The sequence below is a fragment of the Paractinoplanes durhamensis genome (assembly GCF_016862175.1).
In the GTDB taxonomy this organism is placed as follows: domain Bacteria; phylum Actinomycetota; class Actinomycetes; order Mycobacteriales; family Micromonosporaceae; genus Actinoplanes; species Actinoplanes durhamensis.
The window spans coordinates 109,465-131,600 of sequence record NZ_BOML01000043.1; the positions used below are offsets into that span (position 1 = coordinate 109,465).

7 protein-coding genes are annotated in these 22,136 nt (G+C 73.5%); 3 read left to right on the plus strand and 4 right to left on the minus strand.

Annotation, left to right across the window (positions count from 1 at the left end):
* Positions 1–21 precede the first annotated feature (21 nt).
* The gene (locus Adu01nite_RS27460) at positions 22–1,671 is read left to right on the plus strand and encodes a ricin-type beta-trefoil lectin domain protein (RefSeq protein ID WP_203730715.1); all 1,650 of its coding nucleotides are present in this window, start codon (positions 22–24) and stop codon (positions 1,669–1,671) included.
* 210 nt (positions 1,672–1,881) lie between these two features.
* Here Adu01nite_RS27460 and Adu01nite_RS27465 read toward each other — a convergent pair whose 3' ends face one another.
* The 3 genes from Adu01nite_RS27465 to Adu01nite_RS27475 all read right to left on the minus strand — a co-directional run bounded on the left by Adu01nite_RS27465 (position 1,882) and on the right by Adu01nite_RS27475 (position 4,747).
* Positions 1,882–2,766 carry an anti-sigma factor family protein gene (locus Adu01nite_RS27465; protein ID WP_203730717.1) on the minus strand — a complete coding sequence of 295 codons (885 nt, stop codon included), beginning with the start codon at positions 2,764–2,766 and terminating at the stop codon, positions 1,882–1,884.
* 98 nt (positions 2,767–2,864) lie between these two features.
* Positions 2,865–3,404: a sigma-70 family RNA polymerase sigma factor gene (locus tag Adu01nite_RS27470; RefSeq protein WP_203730719.1), complete on the minus strand. Its 540-nt coding sequence runs from the start codon at positions 3,402–3,404 to the stop codon at positions 2,865–2,867.
* 56 nt (positions 3,405–3,460) lie between these two features.
* On the minus strand, positions 3,461–4,747 hold the full coding sequence (locus Adu01nite_RS27475) for a S8 family serine peptidase (protein ID WP_203730721.1): 1,287 nt from the start codon (positions 4,745–4,747) through the stop codon (positions 3,461–3,463).
* Between the two features lie 128 nt (positions 4,748–4,875).
* Between Adu01nite_RS27475 and Adu01nite_RS27480 the strand changes: the two genes are divergently transcribed.
* Both Adu01nite_RS27480 and Adu01nite_RS27485 read left to right on the plus strand, forming a co-directional pair.
* Positions 4,876–5,877 carry a LysM peptidoglycan-binding domain-containing protein gene (locus Adu01nite_RS27480; protein WP_203730723.1) on the plus strand — a complete coding sequence of 334 codons (1,002 nt, stop codon included), beginning with the start codon at positions 4,876–4,878 and terminating at the stop codon, positions 5,875–5,877.
* A complete protein-coding gene (locus Adu01nite_RS27485) occupies positions 5,865–7,127 on the plus strand; it encodes a S8 family serine peptidase (protein WP_203730725.1) in 1,263 nt (420 codons plus the stop codon). Before Adu01nite_RS27480 ends, Adu01nite_RS27485 begins: the two co-directional genes overlap by 13 nt.
* A 394-nt stretch (positions 7,128–7,521) precedes the next feature.
* Here Adu01nite_RS27485 and Adu01nite_RS27490 read toward each other — a convergent pair whose 3' ends face one another.
* Positions 7,522–22,134, minus strand: coding sequence for a WXG100-like domain-containing protein (locus Adu01nite_RS27490; protein ID WP_203730727.1), 14,613 nt, complete (start codon positions 22,132–22,134; stop codon positions 7,522–7,524).
* Positions 22,135–22,136 lie beyond the last annotated feature (2 nt).

A 22,136-nucleotide genomic window follows, 5' to 3' on the forward strand; every position in this document is an offset into this window, starting at 1 on the left:
CTCCATCCGCCGAGGAGTTCCGTGGCCGCCCTGAACGCCCTGAGGCGACGTGTCACGTCGTCGCTTCCCCGCGGCCGCGCCGCCCGCCTGCTGGCCGGCGGCGTAGCAACCCTGCTGCTCACCGGAGTCGGTGGCGCGGTGGCCGGGGCCGCGCTCCGCGGCGGATCGGACAGCAACGAGCTGGTCGGCGATCCCGTTCCGGCGAGCCAGGTCGCGGTCATCGCCCGGGCCGCGCTGGCCTGCCCGCAGCTCACCGCCGCCCGGCTGGCCGGCCAGCTGATGGCGGCCAGTCGCTTCCAGGTCGACGCCACCACCTCCGGCGGCGGCTCCGGCGTGGCCGGTCTGACCGACGCCCAGTGGCAGCTGTGGGCGCCCTGGCCCGGTGCGGCCCGGCACGACCCGGCCGCCGAGACCACCGCCCTCGCCCACCTCATGTGCGACCTGGCCGGGCAGCTGCGCCGCGACGACCTCGGCGACGATCTCTGGCAGCCGATGCTCGCCGCGCACAAATCGGGAGTGGACGCGGTGCGCACCGCCCGCGGCATCCCGGCGGACGCGCGCGACTACGTGCGTACCGTCGTCGCCTACGCCGACTGGTACACCAACCACTCCGCCCTGGTCGCCCCGGCCGACTCCGCCGCCCCGACCACCTCGGCGGCGCCGGTCAAGACCGCCCAGCCCGTCCCGCTGCCGGCCACCCTGCTGCCGCTCGTGGTCGCCGCCGGAAAGCAGTGCCCGCAGGTCACCGGTGTGCGGATCGCCGGGCAGCTGATGGCCGCCTCCTCGTTCCGGGCCGACCTGCTCGGCGCGGACGGCGCGCAGGGCATCGCCCAGTTCCTGCCGGCCCTGTGGTCCCGCTACGCCCGCGGCGGCCAGTCGCCGTGGCAGCCCAAGGACGCGGTGCCGACCCTGGCCACCGCGATGTGCTCGCTGACCTCGGCGCTCGGCGGGCTCACCGCCGACCCGTACCCGGCAGCGCTCGACGCGTTCCGCGGCGGCCCGGTCACCGCCGCACCGACCGCGGCCGACCCGGCCGGCGATTTCACCGACCAGGTGCTGGCGTTCGCGGCCTACTACGCGAAGGACCCGCGCCTGGCCACCGCCACGGCCGCGCCGGGCGCCCGAGTGCCGGCCGTCCCGCCGACCGTTCCGGTGCGGGCCAGCAGCGCGGCGCCGGCGCCGGGCAACCCGCCGGCCGCGGCGGCACCCGGCGCGGGCGGCACGACGACCACCACCACGGCCGCCGCCGCACCGGCGCCGGTCAAGACGACCGCCGCCCCGGCCGCGACGACCCAGGCCACCCCGACCTTCAAGATCGTCACGCTCGGCGACAAGTGCCTGGAGGTGCCGTCGTCCGGCTCCCGCCTGCAGATCTGGACCTGTAACGGCTCGGCCGGCCAGAAGTGGTCCACCGGCAGCGACGGAAGCCTGCGCTCCGGCGGCGACTGCCTGTCCTTTGCCGGCGGCGCGGGCGACAACGGCACGGCGGTGGTGCTGGCCGCCTGCACCAGCGCCTGGTACCAGAAGTTCTGGGTGAACGACTCGAACGACCTGGTCAACTACGTGAACGGCAAATGCGTGGACGTCACCGACAACGTGAACGCCGACGGCACCCAGCTGCAGGCCTGGGACTGCACCGGCGGCGCCAACCAGAAGTGGTCCCGCCAGTAGATCCCTGGCGGCGACGCCATTCAGCCAGGGTCGGCGGCGGCCGCCGCCGTCGGCGTGTGGGGTCGGTCCAACGTAGTGGAGTTACGGTCAGAACCGAACACGAGATCCACAAGATCTCGTCGATGAGAGGCGGCAGGCCTCGGGCTTCCCGCGTTTCGATCGACGCACCTTGGCCGCCAACCGGACTTGCCTGGCTGAACGGCGTTGTTCCTAGTGGGTCACCTTTGCGGAGACCACGGCTGAGTCGGCGGTGCCGCGAGTGACGGCGAAGAACGCCAGATCGGCCAGCGGCACGTCGGTCCGGCCGGTGATCGTGCGTTCGGCGGCGGGGCCGGCCGTCCACTGTGTCACCAGGTGGTTGGTGCCGGCTGCGTCGATCGCGTAGAGCTTGTAGCGCTCGCCCTCGGTCAAACCGGACACGGTCGCGTTGACCTTGCTCGTCTTGTCGACGGTGACCGCGAGGCGGGCGGCGGCGCCGGTGCCCTCGGCCGAGACCGCGCCGACCTGGTCGGTCTGCACCGCGGGGGTGCTCGGCTTCTCGGCCAGCTTGACCACTACGCCGACGCCGAGGCCGGCCACGACGAGCGCGGCGAGCACCGAGCCGACAAGCCGGCGACGGCGGGACCGCCCGGGTCCGCGGGAGTCGCCGTTCCGAGCCGGAGGCCGCGTCCCGGCCGCGGCCGGCGTCTTCACCGGTGCGGCAGGCACGCCAGTAGGCGCGACGGCGGGGGCGGACGCGGCGGGAGCGGCGGAAGCAGGCGTGGATGCGGGGGCAGGCGCGGCGGCGGGTGCCGCAGGCGCGGAGGCAGCGGCAGCAGGCGCGGCGGCGACAGCGGGAGTGGCCGGCGCGGACGCGGCAGACGGGGCGGCGGCGGTGGTCGGGGGCCATGGCTCGGTGCGGAGCAGTTCCTCGACGTCGGCTGCGGGCAGGCGGGACAGGCCGGAGGCGGTCTCGCCGAGGCGCTCGCACTCGTCCATGCAGTCGGGGCAGGAGGCCAGGTGGCGCTCGAAGTCGGCTTCCTCGGCGGGCTGCAGGGCGCCGGACAGGTAGGCGCCGCAGAGCGGCTGCAAGGTTTCGTGGTGCAGGTCAGTCATGGACTCGTCGGATTCCTGTCGATCGGCTCGAGCGCCAAGCGGTGCGAGGACCAGCGTAACGCCACGGGGCAGGGAGAAGGCATGGCTGCTGCATGCGGTCATGTCCCGTCCACGGCGCCGATGGCGGCGCGCAGCGCCCGCAGCGCGTAGTGCGTCCGGGATTTGACCGTGCCCTCCGGAATGCCCAGTGCGCCGGCGATCTCGGCGGGGGACAGGCCGCGGAAGTAGAGCGCGGTCAGCACCGCCCGGTGTTCCGCGCTGATCCGCGGCAGTGCCTTGTGCACGGTGTGCGCGGCGACCACCCGCTCGGCCGCGTCCCCCTCGGCCGGCATCCGGGTCAGGTCGAGGGCGCCCACCTCGGCCGGGCGGGCCTGCCGGGCCCGGGCCGCGTCGATGGCGACCCGCCGGCCCACGATGAACAGCCAGCGGCGTTGCGTCTCCGGCTCGGTGTCCAGCGACTCGATCGACCGCCAGGCCCGCACCATCGTCTCCTGGAGCAGGTCCTCGGCCAGCTGCCGGTCGCCGAGGGAAAGCTTGAGCAGGAACCGCAGCACCGCTTCGGCGTGTGCGTCGTGCAGGCCGCGCATGACCTCGGCCGCCCGGCCGTCCGCCGTCTCGGGCACAGTTGTCGCCACCATTCAGCGACTCCCTCCTGCCGGTCCGTCCGGCCACCGTGGAACCTACCGGGCGCGTGTTAATCGTCTGACATCGCTGGGTGTGAGGTGCGTCGCCGGCGCGCGCCGAACAGCAGGGCGCCCACCGCGAGCAGGCCGAGGAGCACCGTGGCGACCAGGCCGCCGGGGGAGCTGAGCACCGACGAGCCGGTGCCGGATCCGCGGACGGCGGCGGCCACGTCGAGGAAGCCGGTGCTGTCCGTGCCGTCCACGATGCGGTCGGCGACCTGCGCCGGGGTCAGGCCGGGCTGGGCGCCCCGGATCAGCGCGGCGGTGCCGGCCACGAACGCCGCCGCGAACTCCGGGCCGTTCGCCCGGACCTGCCCGGAACCGGTCCGGGCCAGGCTGACGATGTCCGATCCGGGGGCCACCAGGTCGGCCGCGCCCTCGGCGTACGTGTCGACGGGTTTGCCGTTCGGCCCGGCCCCGGCGACCCGCAGCACGCCCGGCGGCACCGGCACGTCGGCGGCCGCGGCCGGGACCACGACGAGGACGCCGGCCGCGACCGCCGAGGCGAGCGCGGTCTGCACCCGCGGGTCGGTGAGGTCGGTGCGCACCCCGAGCAGCGCCACCTCGGCCCGGCCGTCGATCGCGGCCCGCAGCCCGGCGGTCAGGGCGTCCCGGCCGGCCGTCGTGCCGGTGCCGATCCGCACCGGCAGCAGCGTCGCTTCGGGGGCCACCCCGACCAGGCCCGCATCCTTCTGCGGAGCTGCGGCCAGCACCCCGGCCAGTGCGGTGCCGTGCCCGGTGCAGTCGTTGTCGGCCCGGCCGGTGCCGTCGGCGGCACTGACGTCGGCACCGGGCAGGACGCGGCCGGTCAGCGCCGGGCTGGCGCCGGTGATGCCGGAGTCCAGGACGGCGACCAGCACGCCGGTGCCCTTGCCCCGGGTCCAGGCGGATTCGGGCGCGAGCTTCAGCTGGGCCCAGGACAGTCCGGAGACCGGGCGGCCGGTCGCCGTTCCGCAGTCGCCGACGGCGTCGGGCGGGGCGGCGTCGGGCACCGCGCCGTACTCGACGCCGGTGCCGGCCGCGTCCCACGGCAGGATCAGCACCCAGCCCGCGGCGAGCGGGCCGGAGCCGGTGACGGTGACGCCGCCCGGTTCGGCGCGGCCCCGGTTGAGGGCGAGGATCTCGGCGGCCCGGCCGTCGTCGCCGAGGGCCCGCAGCGCGATCTGGGCGGGGCTCTCCGGATGGCCGTCCACGGCCCGGACCACGGTGTACTTCCGGTACTCACCGGACGGGCTCGGGTCGGCCGCGGCCGGCGCACCGGCCCAGCACAGGATCACGGCGAGGCAGGCGGACACCACGGCGGCGCGCGAGGGGAACAGCGCGGAACTCCTGTGCTCGAACGGGACCAGGGGCCACCGGAATCTACCGGTCGCGGATTGCTTTTCCGCAACGGTGAACCGTCCGCGCCGGATCACGTAGTAGACGCGTGAACGCTGTCATCCGGCGCCTCGCCGCGCTGCTGCTGGGATGCTCGGTGCTGCTTGCCGCCGCGCCGGCCCATGCCGATCCGGCCGGCAAGTATTACGTCGTCGGCGCCGGGGACTACCTCTTCTCGATCGCCCTGCAGACGCTCGGCACCGGCGACCGCTACCCGGAGATCTACGACCTGAACCGGGACCGGCCGCAGCCGGACGGCGGCCGGATGACCGATCCGACGGTGCTGGAGGCCGGCTGGATCCTGCTGCTCCCGGCGGACGCGCACGGCCCGGGCGTGCTGGATGCCGCGCCGTCGACGGCCGAGGCGCCGCCGCCGAACGAGCCGAAGTCCGAGCCGGGGAACCCGCTGTGGCTGGTGGTGACGGCGCTGGTCGCAGCGACCGCGATCGTCGGCATGGCGGTGGCCGTCTTGATCGTCCTGCGCCGCCGCGCGAGGCCGGCACCGGAGCCGGCCGCGCCGAGCGATCCGCCGCCGGCTGTCGAGGACGGACAGGATCTGACCGTACGAGGATCGGCCGGCGCCCTCGACGTACGCGTAACCGGATCTTCGCAATGGTTGCCGCCGGGTGAGACGCCGAGCGCGATGGGTCTGCCCGCCGAGCTGGGCGTGGCCGGCGGCTGGCATCTCTGGATCGACCTGTCGCTGGTGCCGGACGTCTTCACGATGACCGGCGACACCGAGCTGAGCCGCGCGCACGGCCGGGCCATCGCCGAATGCCTGGACGCGGCCGGCCACCGGGTCATCGTGGTCGGCGAGGCGCTCGGCCGGAAGACGCCGGCGAGCTGGCAGCGCCTGACCGCGTTCCCCGCCGACCCGGCCGGACTGGCCGGCGTGGTGTTCAGCGGCGGCCTGCGCGGCGACGAACTCGCCGCCGCCCGCCGGCTGACCGCCGACACCGGCGGCCGCGCGGCCCCGGTCCTGATCGGACGAATGATGCCGGCCCGCTGGTCGGCCGTGAGCCGGGCCGAGGGGCAGAGATGCGCTTCCTGATCGCGGCGGCGGTGCTGCTGGGCTGGCTGGCCGGCACGGCGGCCCCGGCGGCGGCCGAGGACGGGTACGTGAAGTACTACGTGGTGGCCGACGGTTACGCCGGGAAGCCGGAGACGGCCGCCGAGGTCGCCGGCCGGTTCCTCGGCGGCGCGGCGCGGGCCGCCGACATCGTCCGGCTCAACGAGGGCCGCACGATGTCCGGCGGCATCGGGCTCACCACCGCCGGGCAGTCGCTGCCGGCCGGGTGGCCGCTGATCCTGCCGTGGGACGCCAACGGGTCCGAGGTCGGCTACGGCCGGCTCCCCGAGGTGGTCGCGGCGAAGACGGCCGCCGCGTGCGGCCCGGCGGGTCCGGCGAGCGCCGGCGGTTCGTGGCCGGACGAGGTGCTCGGCCTGGATCGGGTGCGGTCGCTGACCAGGGGCGCCGGTGTGCTGGTGGCCGTCGTGGACTCGGGCGTCGACCGGGCGGTCCCGGGCTTGGCCGGGCGGGTCGACGTCGGCGCCGACCTGACCACCGGCCGGACCGGCGACAGCGACTGCCTGGGCACGGGCACGGCGATGGCCGGGCTGATCGCCTCCGCCGACGGCGGCGTCGCCCCCGAGGCAAGGATCTTTCCGGTACGGGTGACCAGCGGCCCGATTCCCGCCGATCCGGCCCGGGTCGCGACCGGGATCGAGGTGGCGTTGTCGGCCGGCGCCCGGGTGATCGCGCTCGGCAGCTACGCCGGCACATCGGCTCCCGCGGTCGAGGCGATGGTGGCCAACGCGGTGGCGCACGACGTGCTGGTGGTGGCGCCCGCCGGACCGGAGGGCAGTACGCCCGCCACCGACGGCGTACTCCGGGTCGGCTCTATCGCGGCCGGCGGCGCGTCCGCCGACGTCTCCGCCGCCGGGGTGGCGGAGGTGACCGCCCCGGGCGTGGACGTCACCGTTCCCGGCCCGGGCGAATCCGGAACCCGGGTGGCGAGCGACCCGGCGTACGCCGTCGCCTACGTGGCCGGCACCGCCGCCCTGGTCCGCGCCGCTTTCCCGAAGCTTTCCGCCGCCCGGGCCGAGCAGCGGATAACGCAGACCGCACGCGGCACCGGCCTGCTCGACCCGCCGGCCGCCCTGGCCGCGACCAACGCCCCCGAGAGCGGCCGGGTGTGGGTCGCCGCCGCCCCGGCCGCCGGCGTCGCCATCGCCGCAGCCGCGATGTTCGCCCGCCGCCGTCGCCACGCGCTACACCCGAAAGCGGCGTCCCTGCCGTGACCGACCCCGGACACCGCCCGGAAACCAAGCCACCCGGCCGGGTGCCGGGGGCCGGGGCTACCGACTTTGCGGAAGTTGGGCCCTCGCCCCGGCAGTCAGAGGCCGGGATCCTTGAAATCGGGGTCTCGTCGCACGCCCAAGGCCCCGACATCAAGAAAATCGAGTCCTGACCCCCGCCGCGCAGACCCCGCTATCCAGGAAATCGGGCCAGCCGGCTCGCCTCACGTCGACATACGGCCACGCCCTGCCACGTGAAGCCGCTGCGCGAGGTAGCCCCAGCCCACCCGAAGCCGACTTGATCTCCCGAACCACCCGGCATCTCGCGCAGGCCGGTGGCATCTTGCGCAGGCCGGCGGAGGGCCGGCCGACGGGACGAGTGCTCAGCGGGACTCGGTCATCGCGTTGTCGGGCCGGCGCCCAGGGCCCAGCTTCCGTTCCCCACCCGGGTGGTGCCGGCCGGTGCCGGGGTGCTGATCCAGACGCTCAGGCCGGAGCTGGTCAGGCGCTGCCAGAGGGTGTCGTTCCCGGTCACGATCACGACGTGCGGAGCTACCTCGATCTCGCGGTCCGCGCCCATGTCGAACAGCGCCCGGCGCACTTCCCGTTCGAGGCGTTCGACGATCTGCGCGCGGGTGGCGGTGGCGCCGGCGCCGGCCTCCACGTTGACGATGACCTCCTCGCCGCGGGCGATCTTCTGGGCGGTGTCGAAGGCCAGCTGCTGGAATCGCAGCGGGTCGAGCCGGGGTGTGTCGCCGTCGAACGTGACGTCGAGGGACGCGGGCGGGTCCCAGGAGAACGGGCGGACCCACGCGGGGACCTCGTGGTGCACGTTGTGGGTGGCGCTGTTCAGCCTGCCGGTCGGTGCCATGCCGGGCGCCCAGGTGGCCGTGCCCTCGTCGTCGACGAAGAGGTAGGTGTGCACGCTCGCCCACGGCTTGTACCAGCGGCCGGGGACCTTGGTGCCGTCCTCGTCGAAGTAGCCGTCGGCGGCCAGCGCCCGGTTGAACCACGCCTTCTGCTCATGGTCGTGGTCGCCGGGGCGGGCCGGCGAGAACTCGTTCGTGGCCGACAGGTCGCCCCACACCAGGACGCCGTGGAAGTCGATGCCGACCGCGCTTCCCTGCGTGGTGATGATCCGGTGCCCGTGCTGGTCGGCGGCGGCGAAGCCCTGCGGCAGGCCCGCGTGCACGGGCGTGGTCGGGCTCGGCGGCGCGGCCGCCTGGCCCTGGTGGCCGGAGACGGTGCGGATCCAGCGGCGCATGTCGTCGCCGGTCACCACCTCGGCCGGGTCGATCGGCATCAGCTGCAGGAACCCGTTGAGCAGCGTGGAGAGTGCGACGTCGGTGGTGAACAGGGCGGCCTTCTGCGGGTCGAGCTTGCCCTCCTTGGCCAGCTCCTGCACCACCTCGGCGAACCCGCCGTTCCTGACCTTGTCGACGATGGTCTCGCGGGTGTCCGACCAGACCTGCCGCAGGGCGCCCTGCAACCGGGTCGGCTGGGTGTCCGGGCTGCCCTCCTCGACCACCGCGATCTGCTGCTTCGCCAGGCGCAGCCGCTCCTGGAGGATGCTCTCGGACACCTTGGTGATCACCAGTTTGGCGATCTCCCAGCCCGGCGCCAGGCCGAGGCCGATGGACGCCGCGTCGAGCATCAGGCCGAGGCCGATCCGCTGCTTGTTGGCGATGTACTGGGCGAGCGCGAGCGGGTTCTCGTCCAGGGTGCTGACCGCGACCAGGGCGGAGTTGCCGGCCCGGAACACGTGCCGGTGCCAGACGGCCAGGGACTCGATCACGGTCTCGCGGCCGAGGCTGACCCCGAACGCCACCAGGCCGGGCACGAACGAGCCACCCACGTCGAACGCCCCGACCACTGTATTGATCTTGTCGGCGTGGTCCTTGACGAGGTCGCGCACGGCGTCCTCCCGGGCGTGCACGTGCGCGTTGACCGCCGCGTTCTCGATCGCCTCGCGGGCCGACCGGCCGGCGTTCTTGACCGCCAGGTTCAGCGCCGCCACCGCGGTCATCAGGGCGGCGGGTGAGCTCTCCGGGTCGAGCCGCAGGCCGGCCGAGGCCCGGTCGACGGCCAGCAGCGCCATGCTGATCGAGCGCCGGCCGGTGTTGACCGACATCGCCACGATCGGCTCCTGCCAGACGAACTCCCGGTGGACCAGCTGGTCGAGGGAGGAGAGCACCCGCCGGCCCACGCTGATCGACCGGAACAGGCCGACCAGCAGCTCGTCGTCGGGGCTTGGCCGGCCGGCCAGCGCCAGGGCCGCGGCCGGGTTCGTCGGGTGCAGGACCTGCAGGGGGACGGGTACGTCCATCGCGTTCGCCACCGTGGCCAGGCTGTTCCGCATACCGGCCGCGAGCACGCTGCCGTCCTGCTCGGACGGGCCGACCCGGCGCTTCTGGAGTTTGTTGGCGTCGCGCTTGCCCTGCGGATCGGTCGTGGTCGGCGGGTCGAGCAGGGACAGCACGCCATCGCTCGCGGCCGAGGTCACGTCGAGCGGCGCCGGGCTGGAGACGACCCGCCGGGTGCCGTCGGTGGCGAGCTGCCGCAGGTGCCCGCGGCCGTCGGTGACGGTCCGCATGATCGCGAAGCGCGGGTCCTCGGCGTCCAGGTAGGAGTAGCGCGGGCCGCCCTGAGTCTCGACCAGCACCAGCGCGTCCCCGGCGCGGGCGACGAGCACCGCGTGCCGCGGCTTGTCCGGCGGCTCCAGCACGACCACGGTGGCGTGGCCGGGCTGCAGCGCGGTGCGCAGGCCGGGCAGGCCGGCCCGGGTGAACGCGCCGCCGAGCCGGTCGGCGATCGTGTCGACCGGCCGCGACCCGGCGCCGCTGTCGGTGGTCCGGCCCACCCCGCCGAGCTCGCTGAGCACCTGGTTGACCCGCAGCACGCAGTCGACCAGCGGATCGCGGGTGTCCAGCGGGGGTGAAGTGTCCAGGGTGGTCATGGCCGTCCGCAGCTGCGCCGGGAGCACGTCGGCGGCGTCCGGGGTGGTGTTCTCGACGATCCGGGTCGTGGCGCCGGGCGTCACCTCGATGAGGGTGGCCGGGTCCACGGTGACGTCGGCCCGGCCGCGCGCCCAGGTGGCCTTGCGGATCTCGGCGCCGACCCGCTCGACCAGCCGTTCGCGTACCGCGGCCGCGTCCTTCCCGCCGACCTCGACCTTCGCGACCGGTACGCCGTGCGGCGCGTCCACGATCCGGCGCGCCACCTCGGCCGCGAACAGCTGGAAGCTCAGCGGGTCGGCCGGATCGGTGAGGGTGCCGGTCGCCGCCCAGGCGAAGGGGTGCACCCATTCCGGGCGCTTGCGGAGCTCGGTGGCGACGTTGTACTCGCCGCTGTTGATCCCGCCGGTCGTGGCGAACGCGGGCGCCCAGGTCACCGCGCCGTCCTCGGCCACGAACAGATAGTTCTGCTCGCCCTTGAAGGGCTGGTACCAGCGGCCCTTGACCTTCGCGCCGCCGCTCCGATCGGTGTAGCCGTCGTGGTGCAGGATCCGCTTGCGCCACTTGGTCAGCGCGAGGTTGTGCTCGGCCGGCCGGGTGGGGGTGAAAGCCTTGGTCTCGGGGTCGAGGGTGCCTTCCACGAGTACGCCGTGGAAGTCGACGGCGACCATGCCAGGTTTGATCAATACGATCGGCCGGCCCGCACCGTCGACCCGGTCGGAGTGCGCCGGCAGCGGGTCGTGCTCGGGCGCGACCGGACTGACCGGCGACGGCGGGACCGCCTTGGTGTGCCCGGTGATCTCGCGGATCCACCCGTACATGTCGGCGGTGGTCACCGGCTGCACCGGGTCGACCCCCATCAGCTCGAAGAAGCCGGCGAGCAGCGGCCCGAGCGTGAGTTCCTCGATCATCTGGCCGGCCTTGAGCGGGTCGAACCCGGCCCCGGTGGCGGCGTCGGCCATCATCTTGACGAGGTCGCCGGAGGCCATCTTCTCCCGCATGGCCTGGTTGAACTCTTTCCAGACCCGCGCCTTGACCCGGGCCACCTTGGACACCGACGGGTCGGCGCCGAGTTCGTCGTGCACGCTGACCCGCAGCCGCTCGTCCAGGTAGCTGTTGGCCGTGGTGGACAGCGCGATCCGGACGAAATCCCAGGCCGGCGTCATGCTGCCGGCGATCGAGAGGGCGTCGAGCAGCAGCGTGAAGCCGCGTTTCTGCTGGGCGATCACGTGCTCGGCGACGGCGTACGGGTTCGTGTCGAGGGTCGCCATCGCGGCCAGCACCGAGTGCTCGCCGTTGAACTCGCGCTCGCGGAACACGGCGAGGGAGCTCAGCGCCGTCTCCCGGACCACCGAGACGCCGAGCGAGGCGGCCGCCGGAATCGGCCCGGACCCGAGGCTGAGCAGGCCGAGGATGCCGTTGAGGCGCTCGCTCACCTTCTTGATCGTGGTGCGGGCCCGGCTGGGCTGCTGCTCGACGTGGACCTCGATGCTCTTGTGTTCGAGCATGGCCTTGACGTCGTGCCCGGCCTCCGAGATCTCCCGGGCGAGCCGGGTGGTCTGCTCGGCCACCTCCGGCGTCAGGGTCTCCGCGCGGTTCGCCGCCACGTACTGCTCGAGCACCCCCTCCAGCTGCTGGACGGCGGTGTCCACGTCCCGGCGCGCCGACCAGACCTGGTAGGTGGCCAGGGCCGAGGTGCTGACGAACTCGGAGTCCAGCAGCTGGGCGAGGATCGCGGACTGCCGGTGGCCCTCGCCGACCTTGCGGATCACGCCGGTCATCAGCATGGCGTCGGGGTGGTCGGGGCCGAGCGCGATGGTGGCGGCCGGGCCCGCGGCGGTCAGCCCGAGCTCGGGCGCCGCGACACCGGTCGTCTTGAGGGCGGCCATCAGCGCGTACCCCTGTGGCCAGCGGAGCGTGTCGCCCAGCGGCGGCGGGGGATGGGGGTTCGGCTTGTGCAGGCGCCGCCGATTGTCGAAACCCTGCGCATCGTTCGTCGACGCCGGGTCGGTCATGGCGCGCGCGGTCCGGCCCGCCGTCTCGGGGACCACCGCGCCGGCCACCACGCCCCTGCCCTCGGTCACCCGGACCTGCAGCAGCTTGCGGTCCGGGCCGAGCACGACCTTGACCATCGGCAGGTCGTCGTCGCCGAGGATCTCGTAGCGATGCTCCGGGACGGCCTGCGTCTCCAGCCGCACCAGCCCCTTCGCGGTCATCTGCACCGGCACCACGTGCTTGGCCTGACCGGGCGCGTCGATCAGCAGAACCGTCACGGTGCCCTCGGCGAGGGCCGCGCGCACGTCGGCCACGGTGGTGTCCTGGAAGGTGCCGCCGAGCCGCTGGGCGATCCGGTCGGCGCCCTTGGCCGCCGTGGCCTCGTCGATCGTCACCGCGGTGCCGCCGAGCTCGCTGAGCACGGTGTTCACCCGGCTCACGCAGTCGGTCAGCACGTCCTCGTCCTCCCGGCGGACCGGGTCGAGCTTGGCCATCGCCTCGCGGACGCGCGGCGAGACCAGCTCGGCGACGGCCTGCTCCGGCGGTGCGGTCACGGTCGGAGCGATCTCCGGGGTACGGGTGGGGGTGGGGGCGCTCATCCAGGCGACCGCCCGCGGATCGCGGGTGAGCATTCCACGGCGTACGGCAAGCGGCTTGGGGGTTTCGGTCTTCTGCCCGTCGTCGACGATTTCGATGATCGAGGCGTGACTCTCGTCGGTCCGATCCAGGCCGCGCATCAGCTGGGCCTTGCCGACCTCGTGGTCGATCCGCTCGGCGAGGCGGTCCCGCACGGCCTCCGCCCGCTGCCGCGCGTTCTCCGGGCGGAACGCGTTGCTGCTGTGGCCCTCGATGTAGACGGTGACCGGGGCGGCGTCGACGATCCGGCGGGCCGCCTCGAACGCGAACTGCTGCATCTGCAACGGGTCGACCTTGGGCGTGGCCGTGTCGGTGGCGTCGAAGTCGACGTCGAGGCGGTCCGGCGCGGTCCAGGTGAAGCTGGTGGCGAGCCACTTCGGGTGGTTCATCACCTCGTGCCGGATGTCGTGCTGCACGCCGCGGGAGCCGCCGGTGGCGGCGGTGGCGGGCGCCCACAGCGACCGGCCGTCGTCGGTGACGAAGAGGTAGTCGAGGCGGTCCGGCCACGGCTGGTAGAGACGCCCGGTCACCGCGTCCGTGTCCACCATCTCGCGGTACTGGTCCTTGCCGAGCGTGCGGCCCTGCCAGCGGGCCTTCTCGACGTGATGGTCGCCGGGTTCGGCCGGGGTGAACGTGCCGTCGGTCAGGTCGCCCCAGATCAGCGAGCCGTGGAAGTCGATGCCGACCCGATGCCGGCCGCCGCTGTCGTCCACGGCCACGATCGGGAAGCCGTTCCGGTCGGTTCGCGGGAACCCGATCGGCGGCCGGGGGTGCACGGGCGTCTCCGGCGCCGCCTCGATCGTCTCGGCGGCCGGCAGCCCGCCGATCCGGTTGCGCCAGTCGTGCACGTCGTCGCTGGTCAGCACGGACAGGGCGGAGATCTCCAGCCACTGGAAGACGCCGCCGAGCACGGCTTCGAGGACCGTGTCGGTGACCAGCTCGCCGATCTTGAACGGTTCTGCGCTCTCCTTGGCGACCTCGGCCAGCGTCGACTTCAACTCCGCGCTGGTCAGCTTCTCCTTGAGGGTCACCTTCGTGTCCGCCCAGACCCGGACCATCGCGCCGTGCAGGTCGGTGTCGCGCGGGGTCCCCTCGAGCAGATCCTTGGTGTGCTTGAGCTTCTCGTCGAGGTACTTGTCGGCGATCTTGCCGATGGCGGTCTTCACGATGCCCCAGCCGGGCAGCATGCCGCCGCCGATCGACACCGCGTCGAGCGCCATCTTGACCGCCAGCTTTTCGCGGGCGTTGACGTACTCGGCCATATCGGCCGGTTTGAGTCTCGCGACGGCGTCGAGGGTCGAGTGGTCCCTGGTGAAGTTGTGCAGGCGGGCCGCGGCCAGGGCTTCGAGCAGGCCGGCCTGCAACGCGGAGAAGCCGAACGAGACGGCGCCGGCGATCGGCCCGCCGGGGATCTCGAACAGGGTGGTGATCTCGGCGAGCTTGCTGCCGTGCTCCTCGATGAGCTGGCGGACGCTGTCCGGCTGGGCGCGCAGGTAGGCCTCGGTGACCCGGGTCTCCAGCGCGGTGCGGGCCGACTCGGCGGTCCGGGCGGCCGTCCGGGACACCCACTCGATGCTGCTCATCAGCTCGGACGCGATGAGCAGCGCGTCCTCCGCGTCCGGCGGGATCCGGGTGAACGCGATCAGGTCCTGCTGGATGGCGGCCACCGCCCGGTCGATCTGCAGGCGCGCCGCGAAGATCTGGGTCCACGCGACCGGCCCCGAGGACACGAAGTCCTGCCCGCGCAGCTGGTCGAGGACGTTGCCGAGCCGCTGGGCGTTGCCGGCGACGCGCAGCGCCTCGCTGACCATCGAGGCGTGGTCGAACCCCTTGTCCACCGGCGAGGCCAGCACCGCCTCGGCCATCGGGGTCAGGCTCGAGTGCAGGTCGGGCACCGGCGCGTCGAGCGGTGCGAACACGGCCCGGGTCGAGTTGCCCAGCAGCATCTTCACCGCGCGCGGGCCCTGCTTGTGGAGCACGTTGGCGTGTGGCCGGCCGTTCTCCATCAGGAGCTTGGGCAGGGTCTCGACCGGTGGGGCCTCGATCTCGTCCCATGAGTCGGAGCGGGACGGCTCCGGTGTCAGCTTTCCGTGCGGGCTCACGGTGGCCGGCGGATCGAGCTGGGCCAGCACGGTGTCGCTCGGGGCGCCGTCGACCACCATCGGCTCGGCGCTCGCCACCACCCGGCGGTCACCGGCCTGCAGCAGTCGCCCCTCGGCGTCCGCGGGCACCTGCATGAACCGGAACCGCGGGTCGTTGTCGGCCAGGTATTCGAAGCGCGGGCGCCCCTGGCCGGGCTGGGTCTCCACCAGCACCAGCGCGTCCCCGGCCCGGACCACCAGCACCGCGTGCCGCGCCTGGCGCGGCGCGTCCAGCACCACCGCGGTGGCGTGGCCGGGCCGCAGCGACGCGCGCAGCGACCGCAGGCCGGCCCGGGTGAACTCGCCGCCGAACCGCTCGGCGATCGTGTCGATCGGGCGCCGGCCCGAGCCGTCGTCGACGGCGCCGCGGCGGACCGCACCGAGCTTGCCGAGCGCATGGCCGACCCGGACCGCGCAGTCCACCAGGGGGTCGTCGGACGGCCGGCGCGGGCCCGGGAACCGGTCGGTCTCGGCCAGCGCCTCGGTCACCGCCGCCGGCACCAGGTCGGCCGGCCGCGGGGCGGTCACCTCGGCGAGTTGGACGGTGGCGCGGCCGCGGCCGGTCAGGCCGGTCACCGTGGTCTCGGTGGTGTCGGCCACCACCGAGACGTACTCGGCCGGGTCGACGGTGGGCTCCGGAATGCCGCGGACCTGCGCCGCCGCGCGCACCGCGGAGCGCAGCCGCTCGGCCACCGCCGCCCGGACCGTCTCGGCGCGCCGGCCCGCCCGCTCGGTGTCGAGGCCGAGCGTGCTGCGGCCGGAGACCTGCACCCGGACGGTCGGCACGCCGTGCGGCGGGTCCACGATCTGCCGGGCCGCCTCGGTCACGAACTGCTGGAGCTCCCACGGATCGAACTGCGGGCCGGTCGTCTCGGAGCGGGCGAAATCCACCTCGAGGGCATCCGGCGCGGTCCAGTCCAGGCCCAGGTGCACCCAGTCCTGGTGCTTGCCGAGCTCGGTGGCGATGTTGTACTCGTCGCTGTTGGTGCCGCCGGTCGGCGCGAACGCGGGCGCCCAGGTGGCGGTGCCGTCCGCGGCGACGAACAGGTAGGTCATCTTCGCCGGCCACGGCCGGTACCACTTTCCCCGCACCAGCTCGGCGCCGCCCTTGCCGACCATCGTGTAGCCGTCGCGGTGCAGGATCCGCTTACGCCACCGGGTCAACTCGCGGTCGTGGTCGAGCGGCTCGTCCGGCGTGAAGGCGTTGGTCCCGCTGTCATAGGAGCCGCCGACGAGTACGCCGTGGAAGTCCACCCCGGCCCGCCCGCTCGCCCGGTCGGCCGTGATGATCGGGTGACCGGCCGCGTCGACCCGGTCGAAGTGCGCCGGAACGGGGGCGTGCACCGGCGTCGCGGGGGAGAGCGGCGACGGCGGCATCTCCGGGGTGTTCCCGGTGACCACCCGGATCCACCGGTGCATGTCGGCGCCGGTCACCTTCTCCACCGGGTCGACGCCGAGCAGCTCGAAGATCGCGCCGAGCACCGACTTCAGGCCGATCTCCTCGGCCAGGTGGCCGGCCTCCATCGCGTCGCCGCCAGACACCTTCTGGTAGAACTCCGGGCTCGACGTCTTCTCCTTGACCTGCGCGCCGAAGTCCTTCCAGAGCTGCTTCTTGGCCGCCTCGATCCGCCGCGCGCGGGCCGCCGCCGTGTCGCCCGGCTGCGCCGCGATCTCGTCGGCGAACTTCGTCCGGACCCGGGCGTCCAGGTAGGCCTCGGCGATGCTCTCCAGGCCGGTCTTGACGAACTCCCAGCCCGGGACGAGGCTGCCGCCGATCGAGGCCGCGTCGAGCAGCAGGGTGAACGCCCGCCGCTGCTGCTCGATCGCGTGCTCGGCCAGCACGAACGGCTTCGCGTCGAGGGTCTGCATGGCCGCCGCCACCGAGTGGTCGCTGCGGAAGTGGCTCTCCCGGTAGGCGGCGAACGCGCTGATCGCGGCCTCCCGGGCGGCCGACACGCCGAACTCGGCCGCCGCCGCGATCGGGCCGGTGGCCAGACTGAGCAGGCCGAGGCCCTGGTTGACGCCCTCGCCGACCGCGGTGATCCCGTCCACCACGCCGGTCTTCTGCAGCGAGACGTGCCCCTCGACGGCCTTGTCCTCCAGCACCTCCCGCACGTTGTGCCCGGCGTGCTCGATCCGCACCGACAGCCGCGACACCATCTCGATCAGCTCGACGGTGAGGGCGTCGGTGCGGCCGCCGTCCTGGTACTCCCGCACCACCTCCTCCAGCTGCTGGATCGCCAGATCCACGCTGTGCCGCGCCGACCAGACCCGGTAGGTCGCCGTCGGTGAGTTGTTGATGAACTCCTTCTCCAGGAGCTTCCGCAGATCCAGGGACTGCCGCCGGCCCTCGGTGACCTTGCGGGCCAGCGCGGCGATCAGCTCGCCGTCGTGCCGGCCGGGGCGGATGTCGAGGACGGCCGCGGCGGTCGGGCCGCTCGGGCTGAGGCCGGCCAGCTGCGGCCGGATGCCGGTCCCGAGCATGGCGGTGCCGATGAGGGACGCCTGGAACGACCGGACCGCGCCGCCGCGCCGCCGCTGCTTCCGCAGCCGGCCCTGCGCCTCGGTGGAGAGCGGCGGGTCGATCAGCGCCCGGGCGGTCTGCCCGCCCGGCGTGATCTCGCCGCCGGAGACCATCCCGCGCGGGCCGTCCCCGGCCCGGACCTGCCGCAGCTGGTTGCCGCCGTCGACGACCACCCGGAACGGCCCGATGTGCTCGGCGGACAGGAACTCGTACCGGTCCTGGCCGGCCGCCTGGGTCTCGGCCACCACCAGGCCGGTCTCGGTGTGCACGACGAGAACCATGTGGCGTACGCCGTTGATCGGCTCGAGCAGCACCGGCGTCGCGTGATCGGGCAGCAGGGCCGCCGTCAGGTCGTCCACGGTGGCCGCCGCGAACCGGCCGCCCATCCGCTGCTGCACCCGGTCCTGCGGCCGGGCCGTGCCCTCCTCCAGCGTCCGGGCCGTGCCGCCGAGCCCGCCCAGCACCTGGTCGACCCGGATGACGCAGTCGGTCAGCGGGTCGGTGACGTTCTCGTCGATCGGCGGGAGGTTGCCCATCTCGCCGATCACCCGGTTCGGGACGTGCGCCGAGACCGGATCCGGGGTCGCCGTGGGCGTGACCGTGGACGCGGGGGTCCCGTCGATCCAGGCGAAGGCCCGGGCGTCGCGGGTGAACGCCCCGGTGCGCCGCGACGGCGGTGCCTCGGCCGCGTCGCCCTCCTCGATGACCACGATCCGGTCGGTGTCGAGCTCGGCCGGTTCCAGGCCGCGCAACATCCGCGCCTTGCCGTACTCGTGCACGACCCGGTCGGCCACCCGCTCGCGGAGGGCCTCGGCGCGCTTGGCCGCGTTCTCCGGGCGCAGCGCGTTGCGGCTGACGCCCTTGACGTGCAACCGGATCGGTTCGTTGCCGGGGGTGTCCAGCAGCCGGCGGGCGTACTCGGCGCCGAACAGCTGCATCTCCAGCGAGTCGACCTGCGGGTCCGCGGTGTCCAGGGTGCCGAAGTCGGCTTCGAGCCGGGCCGGGGCGGTCCAGTTGAACGACGTCCGCAGCCAGGTGGGGTGGGCGATCAGCTCGTGCTGCACGTCGTGCTCGTCGCTGACCAGCCCGCCGGTCTGCGCGGTGCCGGGTGCCCAGAACGCCCGGCCGTCGTCGCTGACGAACAGGAACGTGAAGGAGTCGGCGAACGGCTGGTACCAGCGCCCGCCGATCGTGACGTCCTCGGCCATCGCGTGGAATTCCTCGCGGGCGACCGTGCGGCCGAGCCAGCGCGGCTTCTCCACCAGATGGTCGCCCGGCTCGATCGGCGTGAAGTTCCCGTCACCGCCGAGCCATCCCCAGACGAGTACGCCGTGGAAGTCGGCGCCCACCCACGCGCGGCTGCCGTCCTGCCTGCCGGGGTCGACGGTGACGATCGGGAAGCCGTTCGCGGAGACCTTGCGGAACCCGTCCGGCGGCGGCGCGTGCACCGGGGTCGCCGGGGTCGCCGGGGTCTCGGTCTCGTGCACCGCCGGGGTCTCGTGGCCGGTCACCCGGCGGATCCAGCCCCGCATGTCGGCGCCGTCCACCACGCCGGCGCCGTCGATGTCGGCCAGCCGGAAGATCGCGCCGAGCACCGAGTCGAGCACGACCTCGGTGACGAACGCGGCCACCTTGGGCGGCTCGACCTTCTCCGCCTTGGCCGTCTCCAGGAGCAGGTTGCCGAACTCGGCGCCGGTCAGCTTCTCCTTCAGGGTGTTCCGGGTGTCGTCCCAGACGCGCCGCCCGGCCTCGCGCAACCGCCCCGGCACGTCGGCCGGCCGATCCTTCCCGGCCAGCCAGTCCTCGGTGATCTTCAGCCGCTCGTCGAGGTACTTGTCGGTGATCTTGGTGAGCGCCACCTTGACCACCCCCCACTCCGGGACCAGGCTGCCACCGATCGAGGCCGCGTCCAGGGCCAGGTGCACCAGCAGCTTCTGCCGGGCGACCACGTACTGGGCCATCATCAGCGGCTTGTCGTCCAGGGCCGCCACCGCCTGCAGCGACGAGAAGTCCCGCTCCAGCGCGTGCACCTGGACCAGGGCCCGGCCCTCCAGGAACGCCGCCTGGGCCGCGGTGAAGCTGAACTGGACCGCGCCGGCCACCGGGACGCTGCTGAACTCGAACAGCTCGACGAGCGCGGTCACCTTGCCGCCGTACTTGTCGATCAGCTCGCGGACGGCGTCCGGCCGGTGCTGCTGGTACGCCTTGACCGTCCGGTGCTCCAGGGTCCTGCGGACCCGCTGCCCGGATCGCTCGGCCGTCGCCTTGACCACGCCGATCGCCCGCCGGGTCTCGTCGAGCACGCGGTCCATCTCCGGCGAGTCCGGGGCGAGCCCGGCCAGCTCGTGCAGGTGCGTCTGCAGCTCCTGCCGGGCCGAGTTGAGCGCCATCTGGCTGAACGCGACCTTGGTGAAGGCGGACATCGAGTTCGCGATGAACCCCTCCTGGCGCAGCCGGCCGAACAGCGCGGCCAGCCGCTGCGCGTCCGCCGCCGCGCGGACCGCGGTGACCAGCATGTGCTGCTGGATCGGGCTCGGTTCGGCGGTGACCGGGCCGGCCGTGGGGTCGGCGGGGCGGCCGGCGTCGAGGCCGGGCATCGCCAGCGCGGCCAGGGTGGAGCGGGCGGCACTCGCCCGCAGGACGGTCTTGTCCGCGTCCTTCGGCCGGGTCTTCTGCAGCCGGTTGCCCTTGCCGTTGCGGGCCATGCTCCGCGGCAGGCCCTTGACCTCGTCCGGTTCGACGAGCGTCCAGTCCTCGACGTCGCCGGCCTCCTGCGCGGCGCCCTCCTCAGCCGGGCCCTTCACCCGGCCGCGTGGGCTGATCGACGTCGGCGGGTGGAGCAGGGCGCTGAGCGTGCTGTCCGGCCGCACCTCCACGGGTATGCCGACCACGCCCTCCCTCTCCGGATGCACCTGGCGCAGGTCGCCGCCGGATTGGACGGCCTTCATCGGGGCCGTCCACGTGAACGGCTCGACCCGGCTGTCCGCGCCGGCCTGCGTCTCGACCGTCACCAACCGGCCGTTCGACTTGGTGACCAGCATCATGTGCTTGTCCTGGCCGGCCGGTTCCAGCAGCAGGGCGGCGACGTTGCCGTCCGTCAGCGACGCCTGCAGCGCCGCCTCGGTGACCGGGGCGAATCGGCCGCCGAGCCGCTGCTCCACCACATCGACCGGTCGGGCCATGGCCAGGTCGTCGAGAACGGCGCGGGCGCCGAGCTGGCCGAGCACGTCGCCGACCCGGACCGCGCAGTCCGCCAGCGGGTCCGCCGACCGGCCGGCGGGAACCGGCGCGAGCTTGTCCATCGCCTCGGTCAGCTTCGGCGCGACGGTCGTGGCCGCGGCGACGGGCGCGACGGCCGACGCCGGCGTGCTGACCGGCTGCGCCTGGGCGGGCGTCGCGAAGGCCCGCTCGGCGGGAGACGCGCTGTCCACGGTGGCGCTGTCGACCGTGGACGGCCCGGCGGCGGTCGTGTCCGCCGTGGCCGCCGCGTTCAGGTCGTAGGAGCTCTCTGCCGACACCTCGGACGGCCCGGACACGGTCGACGAGCCTGAGGTCGACGAGCCGGACGCCGTGGTCCCCGTTGTGGTCCGGCCCGCTCCCGGGGTCGCGGCTGCGGTGCCGGCCGCGGTCGCGCCCGCGGCGGGGGTCACCCACGACGGGACCGGGCCGGTTTCGCTGGGCGGCGCGGTCTCGCCTTCCCCCGGCGTACCCAAATCGGGATCTTGATCTTTGGGGAGGGTGGTTTCGGTGTCCGAGGACGGGACCTCGGACGGCGTGGTGACCGAGGGGCGGTTCCAGTTCGGGGCGTGCGACTTGTTGAGCATCGCGCCGATGCTCGTGCCGCCGAGGCCGGCGACCGCCGAGATGCCGCCGGACAGGCCCGCGTACACCGCGTTGACCTTGAAGCCCTCGCCCTTCATCGAGTTGTACAGGCCCTCGGTCATGATCTCCGAGGAGGCTTCGGTGGTGATCTCGTGCACCGCGTGCGGCACGCTGTGGCTGAAGAAGTTCTTGGTCTTGTCGCTGAGCTGGATGTTGTCGAGCATCTTCGGGGTCGGGATGTGCGAGCCGACCTTGTTGAGCAGCTTCCCGATGCCGCTCAGCCCGCTGCCGATGCCGAAACCGACCACGCCGCCGAGCGAGCCGATCTCGACCGCCGCGATGGTGGCTTCCTTGTTCCAGGTGTCCCGGGTGCCCTGGCTGAACTGGTAGGCCTGCACCAGCACGTCCATCGCGGTCTGCAGGCCGATCCCGACCACCTGCGCGGCGATGACCCGGGCGATGATCCGGGCGACCAGGCTGCGCTCCAGCAGCTGCATGATGAACCGGCCCTGGAGCAGCTTGGCGACCGCCGCCCCGGGATTGATCCAGGCCATCGCGAGCGCGACCAGGAACTCCAGCAGCAGCTCGATCAGCGCCGCGATCACCATCAGCTTCGCGTACTGCAGCTCGGTGGCGGTGTTGCGGTAGCTGTGGCCGAGACGGTTCACGTATTTGGCGGTGATCCCGATGTAGCCGGGATCGTCCATCACGTAGCGCCGCATGTCCTCCACGAACTGGGTCTCGGTCTGCCCGTTGACCCCGTTGCGGAACGCGTTGACCCCGGCCACGAACTGGTCGGCCGAGTCGGTGACGTCGTCAGCCGCCTTGTGCAGCGCGCGCGACTGTGCGAACAGGTTGTCCTCGTCCGCCTGCGGGAACTCCTCACCCGTGAGGACCTGGAGGAACTTCGCCAAATCGCCGCTGATCTCGATGGACATGG

Bases quoted from the DNA above. Each gene is read 5' to 3' on its own strand.
- Adu01nite_RS27465 (WP_203730717.1), bottom strand. From the start codon at position 2,766: ATGACTGACCTGCACCACGAAACCTTGCAGCCGCTCTGCGGCGCCTAC.
- Adu01nite_RS27470 (WP_203730719.1), bottom strand. From the start codon at position 3,404: ATGGTGGCGACAACTGTGCCCGAGACGGCGGACGGCCGGGCGGCCGAG.
- Adu01nite_RS27490 (WP_203730727.1), bottom strand. From the start codon at position 22,134: ATGTCCATCGAGATCAGCGGCGATTTGGCGAAGTTCCTCCAGGTCCTC.
- Adu01nite_RS27485 (WP_203730725.1), top strand. From the start codon at position 5,865: ATGCGCTTCCTGATCGCGGCGGCGGTGCTGCTGGGCTGGCTGGCCGGC.